The sequence below is a fragment of the Thalassospira sp. genome, assembly GCF_048059015.1.
Classification (GTDB): Bacteria; Pseudomonadota; Alphaproteobacteria; order Rhodospirillales; family Thalassospiraceae; genus Thalassospira.
In genome coordinates this window covers 1-12,847 of the sequence record NZ_JBLLNT010000006.1, presented here as the reverse complement: position 1 = coordinate 12,847, position 12,847 = coordinate 1, and the positions used below count along the sequence as shown (strand labels likewise).

Genomic DNA, 12,847 nt, shown 5'->3' with positions numbered 1-12,847 from the left:
TGCCTACAACCTGATATCTGTTTATACTCGCCGTACCTGGCCTTGGTTCATTCGCCCGACCTATATCAGCCAAGACTTAACAAACTCTATGCGCTTCCGCCATCTCCGCGCAACCGGTCGATTGCACGACGCTCTGCCTTGGTCGGTCGCCCGGCACCGGCTTCGCGTTCGGCAATCGGGGCTGTTCGAATGTCGGCTGCTACTTCCTTTTTCGGGACTCGTGGCGGCGAATGATCGACATAAAGGGTCTGGGCTTCGGGGGCCGGGCCGCGGCGCTCGCCCATGGCGACAACCTCGACCACACGCAAATGCGTTCCCTGAAAGAACTGCAACCGATCACCGGCAACGACCGTCACACTAGCCTTGGAAACCGACTGACCGTTCAGAACAATATGCCCCGACTGACAGGCCTTACTGGCCAATGAACGGGTTTTGTAAAACCGTGCATGCCAAAGCCATTTATCGATCCTGAGCTTCTCAGACTGTTCCTTCACCGCCGCCCATTTCCTGTAACTGTTTGATCATATTACATTTAGAACGCGAAACGGCGACCTGCAAGGGCCGCCGTTTCAAAGATTATGCTGCTACGATCAGCCTTTGGCTTCGAGCATTTCCTTAAGCTTGGCAAAAGGCGAATCTTCGTTGATCTGGTTGTTCTTCTCAGGCGCGTTACCACGACCGCCCGGTTTACCACCACGACCACCTTTGCCGCCCTGGTTCGGACGGTTACCGCCCTTGCCTTTCGGGCCACCTTTGCCACGTGCTTCCTGACGCGGGCCGCGCTGACCGCGACCTGCACCACCACCGCGTTTGCGGCGATCAACACGGACAAAGTATTTAACTTCAACCAGCTCGTCGCCATCTGCATCGGTTTCAGCCGCCGGGGCATCAGATGCCTCAACCGCTTCAACAGCCACAGCTTCGACTGCTTCAGCAGCAGGTGTTGCTTCTTCGGCTTTTTCTTCTACCGGTGCAGCAGCTTCGGCAACTGCTTCTGCCGGAGCAGCCTTTGCAGCTTCGTCAGCCTTTTTCTCGGCTTCCTTGGCTTCAAGCTCGGATTTCTTGACCTTGGTTACTTCTGCGCGCCAGCCAAGTGCGGTGAACACACCTTCTGCCTGCTCGACAGTACAGCCAAGAAGCGACAGCAGATCAGGATCAGGACGAACCTTGCCATCGTTTTCACGGGCTTTCTGACGCAGGAGCGCTGCAAAACGTTCAAGCATATCGACACGGGCAGCAAGCGGACCAACCGGCATATAGCCAGCAGCCAGATAGAAGCCCTTGGAGTTTGCACGATCGTTCGGAACCGACGTACGGCCTGCCGGCGGAAGATCCGGAAGCGCATCAAGTTCACGTGCCACCGCCCAAAGAATGCCGCGCAGCTCAACCGGATCGGGTTTCAGCGCATCAAGCACATGGACAGTTTCAACGCCCAGACGCACGCCAAGCTTGGCAAGCGCCTTACGGTCATCATCGGACAGATCCTTGACCAGGCTTTCGAGTTCCGAGCGCGGAACGCAGCCCAGACCTTCGTTCAGCTGGAACAGAAGACCACGAATTGGACCTGACAGCTGACAATCGCGCAGGCGGGTCAGCATCTTCAGACGATTTTCGATGTGGGAATTCACAAAATTCTGCAGGCGGGTGCGAACACGCTCGCGTGTCGGACCGTCAAAGAACTCGCTGTCAATCACCTGGACATCAGGGGACAGAACCGTGTCACCTTTTTTCAGCACGCCAACCTGCGCACCGTTCCAAAGGACATCAAGCTGCCCGTTCACCGCGAATTTGTCATCTTCATCGGTTTCAAGTTGTTTGACACGCTGGGCGATTTCACCGGTCAGCGCGCGACGGGCGGCACTGGCGATTGCCTTGCCTTCGAAAGCAGCATCGGTTTCATCAGCGATGAAACGGAATCCTTCAAGACGGCCGACAAATTCACCTTCGACCTGTACTTCACCATTCGCAGTGATGGTAGACATGAGTTCAGACTTGTCCTTGAGACTTTTCAATAAAACCGAGGTTCGTCTGTCAACGAACCTTTGGGTCAGGCGTTCATGTAGCACATCTGAGAGCTTATCCTCAATGGCCCGCGTACGTTCCTGCCAATGATAGGCATCTTCGAGCCAATGATGCTTGTGCGATACATATGTCCAGACGCGAATACCTGCCAAACGTGATGACAACTGGTCGATATCACCATCATAACGATCCAGACGCAAGACCTGTTCGCCCAACCAGTCGATTGGCAGTTTACTTCCGGGTTTCGCAAGATAGCGATAGATAGATGTTAGCAGCCTTGGATGGGCATCGGTATGGATATTTCTGAAGTCCGGAATCTGGCAGACTTCCCACAATAATTGCACCCGATCCGGGGCAGTTGCGATGCGCGCAACGTCTTCATTGTGGGACAAATGATCGAGCATGATTTCATCAACCGGCTCGCGCGCCAAAATCAGGGTCGGATCATCGGATCTACGACGCAATGATTTCTGCAGCGCATCAACGGTTCTGAACTCCAGTCGTGCGTTTCGCCAGAACACTTTTGCCAGCGGCTCGAATTCATGGGCTTCGATCTGCTCGATAATATCTGGATCGATGCCTGAAAGGTTCCCCGTCACACCAAATGTACCGTCATTCATATGACGTCCGGCGCGCCCGGCGATCTGTGCGGTTTCTGCCGCCGTCAGGCCCCGGTTGAACTTGCCATCAAACTTGCTCATCGCGGCAAAAGCCACGTGATTGAGTTCAAGGTTAAGGCCCATGCCAATCGCATCCGTCGCGATCAGGTGTTCGACCTCGCCATTCTGGAACATCTCGACCTGGGCATTTCGCGTGCGCGGGCTTAGCGCGCCGAGCACCACCGCAGCACCACCTTTTTGACGACGCACCAATTCAGCCACCGCATAGACTTCCTGGGCCGAAAACGTAACCACGGCGGACTGTGCGGGAAGACGCTGGATCTTCTTGGCCCCGTTATAGGTTAGGGTCGAAAAGCGCGCGCGGGTATCAAATTCAACATTATCGACCAGCTTGCGGATCACCGGGCGAATGGTTTCTGCGCCCATGAACATGGTTTCATGACGTCCGCGCGCATGCAAAAGTCGATCGGTAAACACGTGACCGCGTTCGGGATCGGCACACATCTGAATTTCATCGATTGCCAGAAAGTCGACCTGTTTGGCGACCGGCATGGCTTCGACCGTACACAGATAATAGCGTGCAGTTTTCGGAAGGATTCGTTCCTCGCCGGTGATCAATGCCACCGCGCCCTTGCCGACCTTGGCAACCGCGCGGTCATAGTTTTCGCGCGCCAGAAGACGCAGCGGGAACCCGATCATCCCGGTGGTATGCGCCAACATCCGTTCCATGGCCAGATGGGTCTTGCCGGTGTTGGTCGGCCCCAATATGGCAAGGATACGAGGACCGGTTCGGGTTGAAATCTGCATTAATCTTTTCCAATCGACAGCCCAATGATCCGGGCTATCGCAATCATTGGGCCTTTCAACACGCGATCTTGTGCTGTGTCAAGCTTTCTGCCCGCGTCCGGCCATGCGCAAAGCGCAGAACTTTGCGGTCTTCGCGCTGTATCAGTTTCAGGATTATCGATAAGCAGAAGATATCAGCCGATTATTCTTCTTCGACTTCAAGCAACCGTGCACCCGGCCCGTCACCGGCAAGCGCATCATAAGGGTTGCGCAGCGGGCAATCGGATATCGACAAACAGCCACAACCAATACATTGGCCCAACTGATCGCGAAGCCGGGTGAGCTGTTCGATCCGGTCATTCAAATCATCGCGCCATTGCGAGGACAGCTTTTCCCAGTCCTTGGAATTCGGCACGGTGTTGTGCGGCAATTTGTCAAAGGCATCGGAAATTTCGGCAAGGGGAATGCCGGTCTTTTGCGCGACCTTGATGATGGCAAGTTTGCGCAAAACCCCGCGATGAAATCGGCGCTGGTTTCCGTCAGTACGGATCGAGCTGATCAGACCTTTGCGTTCGTAAAAATGCACCGCCGATACAGCAATGCCACAACGTGCTGCGACCTCGCCAACACTTAGATAGCGCTGCAATGCCCCTTTTTCCGCCATTTCCTGCCTCTTGCTCCCTTTAAAATGCGCGTTTGAAATTCACGCTTGACCTTAACTTTAGTTGAGGTTCTAGAACCTTACTCATTGAAGAGAAATTAGCAAGGAGTCAAAGCCGTGAAAGAGACATTCAATGTAGCCGTCATCTATGGCAGTGCACGCGAAGGCCGCTTTTGTGACACGGTTGGCGCATGGGTCGTCGAAACGCTGAAGTCCGATCAGGACGTTTCAATCGAGGTGATCGATCCGGCATCGCTTGGTCTTCCGGCCTTTCATGTCGGCGCAGACCACCCGGCAGTTCAACAGTTGCACAGCGCACTGGCAGACGCCGATGCCTTTATCGTCGTCACGCCGGAGTATAATCACAGCTTCACCGGCGAGTTGAAGCTTGTGATTGATGCCGCCAAGCAGCAATGGAAACGCAAACCGGTTGCCTTTGTCTCTTATGGCGGCATGTCAGGTGGTCTTCGTGCCGTCGAACAGCTGCGGCTGGTGTTTGCCGAATTGCATGCGGTCACAATGCGCGATGTCGTCAGCTTCGCCCAAGGCTGGGACAAGTTCGATGATGCCGGTCAGCCCAAAGATCTTGAGGGCACCAATGCAGCCCTGCATCACATGACGACCGATTTGAAATGGTGGGCAGGTGCACTTCGTGATGCCCGCTATCCGCAAAGTAAGCCCCAACATCTAAAGGTCGTCGCATCATGAGTATTGCCGCAAATGATCGGGATGATGATGCCATCATCAGCATCAGTCACGTCACCCCCAAGCCCGGGATGAAAGACCAGTTCGTCGATATGCAAACGCAGTTTCAAACGCGCGTTGCCCCGGAAATTGAAGGTCTTCTTGGCGGACGGTTTTATGCCGCAGAAGATGGCAAATCCTTTGTCATCATGTCGCGCTTCCGATCCCGCAAGGATCTTGAAAGCTGGGCCCGTTCAGATCGGTTTGGCGAACATATGGCGCGCATCCGCCCCCTGATTGAAACGGCATCTCCCAGCCGTTTCAGCATCCTGTATCAGTCCGGCACGGTTTAATTCCCCGCCCCTCCCCGACTGATGTCGGGCTGATACAGCGACCCAACCACCTCGTGTCACCACACAACAAAGCGGGGCGACCATCTGGTCGCCCCGCCTGCCTTTTCAAACTCTTTCAGGGACCTTAGTGGTTGCGCATCTTGTCTGCATATTCCTTCAACTGACGACGCGCGGCCTGGAAACTGTTTTTCAGTGCGACATAGACATCCTCATGGGCATGGTCTGCACTGTCACGTTTCACCATGATTTCCTTACCGGGAACATTAATCCCGAAATGGACGGCAAAACGGTTTCCATGATTGTGCGACGCATGCGGGCGTTCCACTACGACATGACAACTGGTCATGCGATCGAAGGTTTCTTCCAGTTTTTGCACCTTGAAACGAATACGCTCATCAAGCGCATCAGACTGATCAACATCACGGTAGGTGATTTGAACGGGAACCTTCATGATACGGCCTCCTGTTTAAAGCCTTGGACGCAAAACAGGGCGTTGCACCCTGTCGTTTACCCCCGAAACCTTTGCAGTTTCGGGACTTTAGGGGGGCGCTATTGTCTGGTTGGTCGCCCCCGTTTAAAACCGTCTATATTTATACTTAGGATACAGGACTTGCGCTGCAAGGTGCGTTGACGCATATCAAGCGCGGTTTATGCTTTAGCCCGTTGAATTGTTGACCCTTCTGCCGCTTCTGGGGATGGGTCACAGACGCTTGAAACAAAGGAGAAAAAAGAGGTCATGACGGAAGAAAAAATGCGGTTCGAGGCCGAGGTCAGCCGCCTTCTCGATATCGTTGTCCATTCCCTTTATTCGAACAAGGACATCTTCCTGCGCGAGCTGATCTCCAACGCTTCTGATGCGTGCGACAAGCTGCGTTACGAAGCGATTGCCAAACCGGAACTGCTCGCTGGCGACGCTGAATTCAAGGTCCGCCTGCTGACTGATAATGTTCGCAATGTTCTGACGATTGCCGATAACGGGATCGGGATGAACAAGGAAGACCTGATCGATAACCTTGGTACGATCGCCAATTCCGGCACTGCCAAGTTCCTTGATGCTGTTTCGAAATCCGATAGCGCAAAGGATGTCGACCTGATCGGCCAATTCGGTGTCGGTTTCTATTCGGCCTTCATGGTGGCCAAACAGGTTGATGTCGTCAGTAAAAAAGCCGGTGATGATCAGGCATGGAAATGGTCATCGGACGGCAAGGGTGAATACACTATCTCCGAGACCGAGATGGAAGGTCGCGGCACGCAGATCACCCTGCATCTGACCGACGACTTCAAGGAATTCACCGAAGAACACCGTCTGCGTCACATCGTTAAAACCTACTCCGACCATATCGGTATTCCGGTGGTCCTGATGAAGGGTGACGGCGATGAAACGCTGAACGAGGCATCTGCGCTTTGGACCCGACCGAAATCGGACGTTACCGAAGAACAGTACAAGGAATTTTACAAACACAATTCCCACGCCTTTGATGATCCGTGGAAAACCATCCACTATCAGGCCGAAGGTGCTATTGAATATACTGGTCTTCTGTATCTGCCGACCATGCGCCCATTTGATCTTTATGATCCGCAGCGCAAAGGCCATCTGAAGCTTTATGTGCGCAAGGTCTTCATCACCGAGGGCGCGGACGAGCTTCTACCGCCGTGGCTGCGTTTTGTCTCCGGTGTGGTCGACAGCCAGGATCTTCCGCTTAACGTCTCGCGCGAGATGCTTCAGCACAATCCGGTTCTCACCAAAATCAAGAACGGCCTGACCAAAAAGGTCCTGTCCGAACTTGAAACCGCCGCCCAAAAGGATGTCGAAGGGTTTGATACCTTCTGGGAAACCTTTGGTTCTGTGGTCAAGGAAGGCCTGTACGAAGATCAGTCCAATCGTGACCGTATCCTCAAGATCGCCAAGTTCCGCTCCACCCATGGTGATGGCTGGACCACTCTTTCCCAATATGTTGAACGCATGAAGGAAGGCCAGAAAGCGATCTATTACATCAGCGGCGAAGATGTTGATGCGCTCAAACGCAGCCCGCAGCTTGAAGGCTTTGCTGCCAAGGGCATCGAAGTTCTGCTTCTGACCGATCCGGTTGATGAATTCTGGATGCCATCCGTTGGCCAATTTGAAGAAAAAGACTTCAAATCGGTCACCCGTGGTGGTGCGGACCTCAATGACGTCAAGTCCGATGACAAGGATGACGCCAAGGACGAGAAAAAAGACGATGCCACCAGCAACGCATCGCTTGATGCCCTGATCGCATCGATCAAACTGGCCCTCGGCACTGGCGTGAAAGACGTTCGCCAGTCAGACCGCCTGACCAGCTCGGCCTGCTGCCTGATTGCCGATGAAATGGGTATGGATCTTCGGATGGAACGCCTGATGAAGCAGCACAATCGTGTTGATGAAATCAGCCCGCGCATCCTTGAGATCAACCCGAAGCACAGCCTGATCAAAAAGCTGTCTGACATCGCGATCAAGGACGCCAAGGCACCGATCCTCAATGATGCTGCACTGCTTCTGCTTGATCAGGCGCGCATCCTTGAAGGTGAAGCACTGCCTGATCCGGTCAGCTTTGCCCGTCGCCTTGATCTGGTGATGGAAAAAAGCCTCTGATCACATATCGGCTTCATAAGATTTGAATACAGGAAATGGCGGGGGTCTTAATCCCGCCATTTCTATTTGATCTATCTGATCTGATTGTGCTTTTTCACGACAGCGCATAAGGATCGGAGGAACAAATTCATGGGAAGACTGGCAAATAAGACCTGTCTGATCACGGGTGCAGCACGCGGAATCGGTGCGGCAATCGCCAAGGCTTTCATTGATGAAGGTGCGACCGTGATTGCGACGGACAAGGATGAAGCAGCACTCCTTCAAACAGCCAAGGACCTTGGTTGCCAATCGCGCCTTCTTGATGTCGTCCGCCCCGACCATTGGGCAAAAATCGAAGACGACTTTCCGGAAATTGATGTTCTGGTAAACAATGCTGGCATCACCGGCTTTGAAGACGGATTTGTCCATCATGATCCGGAACACTCAACGCTTGAGGATTGGCAAGCAGTGCACCGGGTCAATCTTGACGGTACTTTTCTTGGTTGCCGCTATGCCATTCGCGCGATGAAGAACCGGCCAAGTGGCGCGATCATAAATATTTCATCGCGATCAGGATTGGTTGGAATCCCGGCTGCATCTGCCTATGCCGCGTCAAAGGCCGCCATTCGCAATCACACCAAGTCGGTTGCACTTTATTGCGCCCAGCAAGGCTATAACATTCGCTGCAACTCGATCCATCCCGCCGCCATCCTGACCCCGATGTGGGAACCGATGCTGGGCGATGGCCCAGACCGCGAAGCACGCATGGCCAAGCTGGTGGAAGACACACCCGTCAAACGCTTTGGAAAACCCGAAGAAGTCGCAGCGCTTGCTGTTATGCTGGCATCGGATGAGACGGCCTATATGACCGGTGCAGAACTCAATATCGATGGCGGATTGCTTGCCGGGTCGGCTGCGACCCCGGAAATCTGACCAACGTCGAATTAGAGGTCCGTGTTAAGCATATGTCATCATTCACACGCCATATTGCCTAAAGGAATGAGGATATTGGAACCAAAGAGATGATGAACTGGCAAAAACTGCTGTCACCCGCTCGTCTTGGCACGCGCCATTCCAGTGTTGGCGCCTTTGGTCGATCCGACTTCCACAAGGATTATGACCGGATCATCTTTTCGGCCGCCTTTCGCCGTCTGCAACGTAAGACGCAGGTTCATCCCCTGCCGGAAAACGACAATGTCCATACCCGCCTGACGCACAGTCTGGAAGTTTCGTGCATCGCCAGGTCGCTTGGCCTGATGGTGGGGCATCGTTTGCATGAAAAGGGAAGCCTTCCTGACACCATCGAACCGGATCATCTGGCCGCCATCGTTCAGGCCGCGGCCCTTTGCCATGACATCGGCAACCCGCCCTTTGGCCATGCCGGTGAATATGCTATCCGCCAATGGTTCGAGGACGCAGCACCGGAATTCACCCAAGGTCTGAGTGCTGCACAGTTTGCAGATTTGACGACCTATGAAGGCAATGCGCAGGGTTTCCGCCTTCTGACCAACAAACGGACTGGTCTGTATGATGGCGGCATGCGCCTGACCTATGCGACATTGGCAAGCTTCCTGAAATATCCGTGGTCAGCGGCTGGAAGCCCCTTCCCGCAAAAGAAGAAATTCGGCGCCTTCCAAAAAGAATTCAGCCTGCTTGAAGAAGTGGCCGAAGCCACTGGCTTGATCCGCACAAGTGATCAGGCATTTTGCCGCCATCCACTGGTCTATCTGGTCGAAGCGGCCGATGATGTTTGCTATGCGCTGATTGATATCGAAGACGGTGTTGAGCTGGAACTGGTCGATTTCACCGTGCTTGAAGCAATGCTTCTGCCCTGTATCGAGGGCGAGCTTCCCGCTGAATATCACCGCGAACCCAATGTCAGTCGCAAGATTTCCTTCCTGCGCGGCAAGATCATGAGCGGCCTTTTGGATGCGCTGGTAAACGCCTTTGTTGCCAACGAAGATGCGCTTCTGGCTGGCGAGTGGAAGGGTGATCTTTTGGCCTGTGCCGATGGCCCCTATAACGAGCTGATCGCCACCGCCAAATCCTTCTCGGAAAAGCAGATCATCCTAAACCGGCGCAAGGTCCAGATCGAAGTCGGTGCCTTCGCCCATCTTGAAACGCTGCTTGATACGTTTTGTAAAACCGCACTTGATGTTCATCACGCCTCATCTGAGGCGGAGCTTCCCTATCGCGCGGGTCGCGTGCGCGAATTGATCGGCAACGACGCCATGCCGATTGGCGCATCGCTTTATGACCTTTATCTTGTGATACTTGATTACGTATCGGGCATGACCGATGACTTTGCCGCCCGCCTTGCGCGCGACATTGGCGGCGGACAGCACTGATCGATGTGGCTTCTGGGTCCTTTTATTGCGCGCTATCGGCGCAGAACCGCATTCTTTGCTGCCGCCGGGCTGGCTGCAGTCATCTATGGATTGGTTGAACAAAGCACACGCCCGGAAATTCAGGACTGGTATTGGCCGGCAGTCGCCAGTGCTGTGACCTTTGTTCTGACCCGTTTCATCGTATCGCGCATCATTTCGCGCTTTGTCGGCGGGGTCCGGCGTCGGCTGCACTAGCCAACACGCATAAACGAAAGAAGGCAGGCCAGAGGGCCTGCCTTCTTTTTTGGATTTAAGCAACTGTCGTGCTTACGCCAAACAGGGTCAGTTAGTCCTGACCGCCACCCATGGCATTGCTGATTTTCTTGTCAGTGTTGTACTGACTAAGCGAATACACAGCCCAGATCGCAGCCGGGACCCAGCCAACAACAGTGATCTGCAAGATCAGGCAGATGATTCCGGCGATCGGACGCCCGATGGTAAAGAACAGCAACCAGGGCAGAAGAAGTGCGATCAAAAGACGCATGGATGAAATCCCCTTGTTAGTTCGACGCGCTTACATGCCGTCTTCGAAAGTTACGGTCACAACGCGGTTGCCCTGTTCAGGAACACCGTCTTCGGTCGCGACCGGAACGTTTGCTTCGCCGCTGATGCTAATGGCAAGCTTGCTTGCCGGTACACCACCGTCACGAAGCGCCTTGACCACAGCATCAACACGCGATTTTGCGAGGATGTCATTATACATCGCATCGCCTGCGCGGTCAGCATAAGCAACAAGGCTGATCATTTTCGGTTCGTATTTGGCATATGCTTCAACGATACCGTTCACGACCGACATTGCTTTGCCATCGATGGCTGCACTGTCAAAGCCGAAATAGACATTCATCGGAACCGGCATCGGCATAGCGGCCATCGGTGCCGGTGCGACGTCGAGTTCAGCCTGAACGATTGCCAGCGCCTGATAGAAAGCTGCACGGCAATTGTCGATGTCTTCCTGCTGAATGTTTTCTTCAAGTTCCTGCAGCCAGCAATCGAAGCTCGACTGGGCACGTGCTGCAGCAGTTGCTGCTTTCTCGCGGCCACCGGCATCAAGAGCTGCCATCAGGTCGCTGCGTGCGACTTCGACTTCGCTCATCGTGCCTTCCGGAAGCGTACGCTCGGAAATCATCTGCGGGCCAGTGTCCTGGCTCATCGCAGCCATTTTCGAACGGCTGGTGAAGTAACGCGCATCAGTCCAATCGGCTTCGTCATATTCAGCCTGGGCAAGATCGGCGTAATTCTGGTGAAGGGCTGCGTCGAATGCCGAACCTTCGTCGGCCATCGAACGTACCCCTGGAATGTTCATATTCGCGCACGCGCTCAGGAACGCAGCGGCGGAAACAACGGCAAGCAGTTTAGCTTTCATCGGTGTTACTCCTTGTCTGACCGACAATCAGGACCCAATCCCATTCAAATACCGGAACGTGATGGCATCTTCTCTCGATGACCTTTCATGTCCCGTTTGCAGGCCTTCTGGCCCATCTGGCTCCATGCCATTCTTGTAGTAAATCAGGTCAGTCAGACCCGACCCCGAATATCAACCTTGGATTAAGAATCCCTAGTCAAATGCCCCAAGACAACACGGAATGAGGATATACTTATCCTTATCCAGACATATATAGAAGCCAAATTCCTGAAAAAAAGCAGTGGGATAGTGAAAATTCACATTCCACTTACATCATTTGGCAGCGTAAGCACGCCACGACCTGCGGTTTCCTTGGCACAGCGCGCGAAACGACTGCGCAGAATCCCCCACCCATACCGCAAAATAAAACGGCCTGACGGATGACAAAACACCCGTCAGGCCAGAAAATCTTGTCGCTATAAGGTCTTAAAAGTTGATCAGTCCGAAGAACCGCCAAACAGACCCTTCACCGCACCGCCAAGGGCATCGGCCCCTTCTTTAAGCTTGGTGCCACCCGTGGTCGCGGCACCACCAACGGCCCCAACGACACCTTTGCCCAGATCACCAACGCCCTGCATCAGGCCATCAACATTGAGGCTCGATACGGCCTTAAAGACCGAGGTATTGATCGCGGTCAGGATTTCACCAGCAACCTCAGCCGGCGTTGCGCCACCTTCTTCCTTGCCAACATCTTCCAGATGAATTTCAGGCAAGGATGCCGACAGCTTTTTACCCTGCAAGAAGCCCGCCGATACACCGACATCACCGTTACGTACATAGACATCATCAATGATGATCTTGGTGCCCGAACCTTCGTCGCCTGCAGCTTCACCTTCGGCGCCACCGGCACCGGTCGGGCCCGATACGCGCTGAACAAAGCTTTCAACATTGCGCTGAATGGTCGCGATGTTGGAGCTGCCATTGCCAAGTTCATAAGTGACACTTGGGGCTTCAACAATCACTTCAATGATGCGGATCGTGTCACTCGTCAGCGTCGAACCGTCCAGACGGACAGAGATATTGCCGAGCGAGAACGCGTAATCGGTATTGAACCCATCCGGGTTACCGACAACCAATCCGTTGATTGCTGCCGTGTTTTGCGTTGTTTCAATCGCAACACTGTCAACCGTCACATCGGCCAGCGTCACACGTGTGCCAGCCTTTTCAATGGTGGTTTTGACGATGTCATCAAGATTGACATAGACATAAACAAGGCCGCCAACGACCAGAACGATGACCGCTGCCAAGCCGACTAGTATCTTTTTCATTGCCCGTATCCTGCGTAATTTGTCACCGAAACTGCGTGACATAGTCCACATGGGCACAGTTTCGATTTCATTCA

Annotated in this window: 13 protein-coding genes; 6 read left to right on the top strand and 7 right to left on the bottom strand. The window is 53.8% G+C overall.

Translation table 11 applies throughout. The features are described 5' to 3' along the window. Nucleotides 1–86: 86 nt before the first annotated feature. From ACMZ66_RS09425 to soxR, 3 genes are all read right to left on the bottom strand, one after another. Nucleotides 87–494 (bottom strand): RNA-binding S4 domain-containing protein, encoded by a 408-nt coding sequence (locus ACMZ66_RS09425; RefSeq protein WP_416936708.1) that lies wholly within the window; start codon nt 492–494, stop codon nt 87–89. Nucleotides 495–590: 96 nt separating this feature from the next. Continuing rightward, nucleotides 591–3,449, bottom strand: a complete 2,859-nt coding sequence (locus ACMZ66_RS09420; RefSeq protein WP_416936706.1) for a helicase-related protein — start codon at nt 3,447–3,449, stop codon at nt 591–593. Between the two features lie 181 nt (nt 3,450–3,630). Continuing rightward, on the bottom strand, nt 3,631–4,092 hold the full coding sequence (gene soxR, locus ACMZ66_RS09415) for a redox-sensitive transcriptional activator SoxR (protein WP_416936704.1): 462 nt from the start codon (nt 4,090–4,092) through the stop codon (nt 3,631–3,633). 114 nt (nt 4,093–4,206) lie between these two features. Here soxR and ACMZ66_RS09410 point away from each other — a divergent pair, with 114 nt between their 5' ends. Together ACMZ66_RS09410 and ACMZ66_RS09405 are read left to right on the top strand one after the other, a co-directional pair. Beyond that, on the top strand, nt 4,207–4,797 hold the full coding sequence (locus ACMZ66_RS09410; protein ID WP_416936702.1) for an NADPH-dependent FMN reductase: 591 nt from the start codon (nt 4,207–4,209) through the stop codon (nt 4,795–4,797). Continuing rightward, nucleotides 4,794–5,126 carry a putative quinol monooxygenase gene (locus tag ACMZ66_RS09405; RefSeq protein ID WP_416936700.1) on the top strand — a complete coding sequence of 111 codons (333 nt, stop codon included), beginning with the start codon at nt 4,794–4,796 and terminating at the stop codon, nt 5,124–5,126. Before ACMZ66_RS09410 ends, ACMZ66_RS09405 begins: the two co-directional genes overlap by 4 nt. A gap of 124 nt (nt 5,127–5,250) precedes the next feature. On the opposite strand, the gene ACMZ66_RS09400 is transcribed toward ACMZ66_RS09405, so the two are convergent. Further along, nucleotides 5,251–5,577 carry an HPF/RaiA family ribosome-associated protein gene (locus ACMZ66_RS09400; RefSeq protein WP_416936698.1) on the bottom strand — a complete coding sequence of 109 codons (327 nt, stop codon included), beginning with the start codon at nt 5,575–5,577 and terminating at the stop codon, nt 5,251–5,253. A gap of 285 nt (nt 5,578–5,862) precedes the next feature. Here ACMZ66_RS09400 and htpG point away from each other — a divergent pair, with 285 nt between their 5' ends. The 4 genes from htpG to ACMZ66_RS09380 all read left to right on the top strand — a co-directional run bounded on the left by htpG (nt 5,863) and on the right by ACMZ66_RS09380 (nt 10,298). Further along, complete coding sequence (htpG, locus tag ACMZ66_RS09395) at nt 5,863–7,737, top strand: molecular chaperone HtpG (protein WP_416936696.1); 1,875 nt, start codon at nt 5,863–5,865, stop codon at nt 7,735–7,737. Nucleotides 7,738–7,866: 129 nt separating this feature from the next. Continuing rightward, complete coding sequence (locus ACMZ66_RS09390) at nt 7,867–8,649, top strand: SDR family oxidoreductase (protein ID WP_416936694.1); 783 nt, start codon at nt 7,867–7,869, stop codon at nt 8,647–8,649. Between the two features lie 89 nt (nt 8,650–8,738). Next, nucleotides 8,739–10,064 (top strand): deoxyguanosinetriphosphate triphosphohydrolase, encoded by a 1,326-nt coding sequence (locus ACMZ66_RS09385; RefSeq protein WP_416936692.1) that lies wholly within the window; start codon nt 8,739–8,741, stop codon nt 10,062–10,064. A 3-nt stretch (nt 10,065–10,067) separates the two neighbouring features. Beyond that, nucleotides 10,068–10,298 carry a hypothetical protein gene (locus ACMZ66_RS09380; RefSeq protein ID WP_416936690.1) on the top strand — a complete coding sequence of 77 codons (231 nt, stop codon included), beginning with the start codon at nt 10,068–10,070 and terminating at the stop codon, nt 10,296–10,298. 91 nt (nt 10,299–10,389) lie between these two features. On the opposite strand, the gene ACMZ66_RS09375 is transcribed toward ACMZ66_RS09380, so the two are convergent. The 3 genes from ACMZ66_RS09375 to ACMZ66_RS09365 form a co-directional block, all read right to left on the bottom strand. Further along, entirely contained in the window at nt 10,390–10,587 is a 198-nt protein-coding gene (locus tag ACMZ66_RS09375) for a YqaE/Pmp3 family membrane protein (protein ID WP_416936688.1), read from the bottom strand. A 30-nt stretch (nt 10,588–10,617) separates the two neighbouring features. Then, nucleotides 10,618–11,466 (bottom strand): OmpA family protein, encoded by an 849-nt coding sequence (locus ACMZ66_RS09370; RefSeq protein ID WP_416936686.1) that lies wholly within the window; start codon nt 11,464–11,466, stop codon nt 10,618–10,620. 476 nt (nt 11,467–11,942) lie between these two features. Further along, complete coding sequence (locus ACMZ66_RS09365; protein ID WP_416936684.1) at nt 11,943–12,773, bottom strand: hypothetical protein; 831 nt, start codon at nt 12,771–12,773, stop codon at nt 11,943–11,945. Between the last annotated feature and the right edge of the window lie 74 nt (nt 12,774–12,847).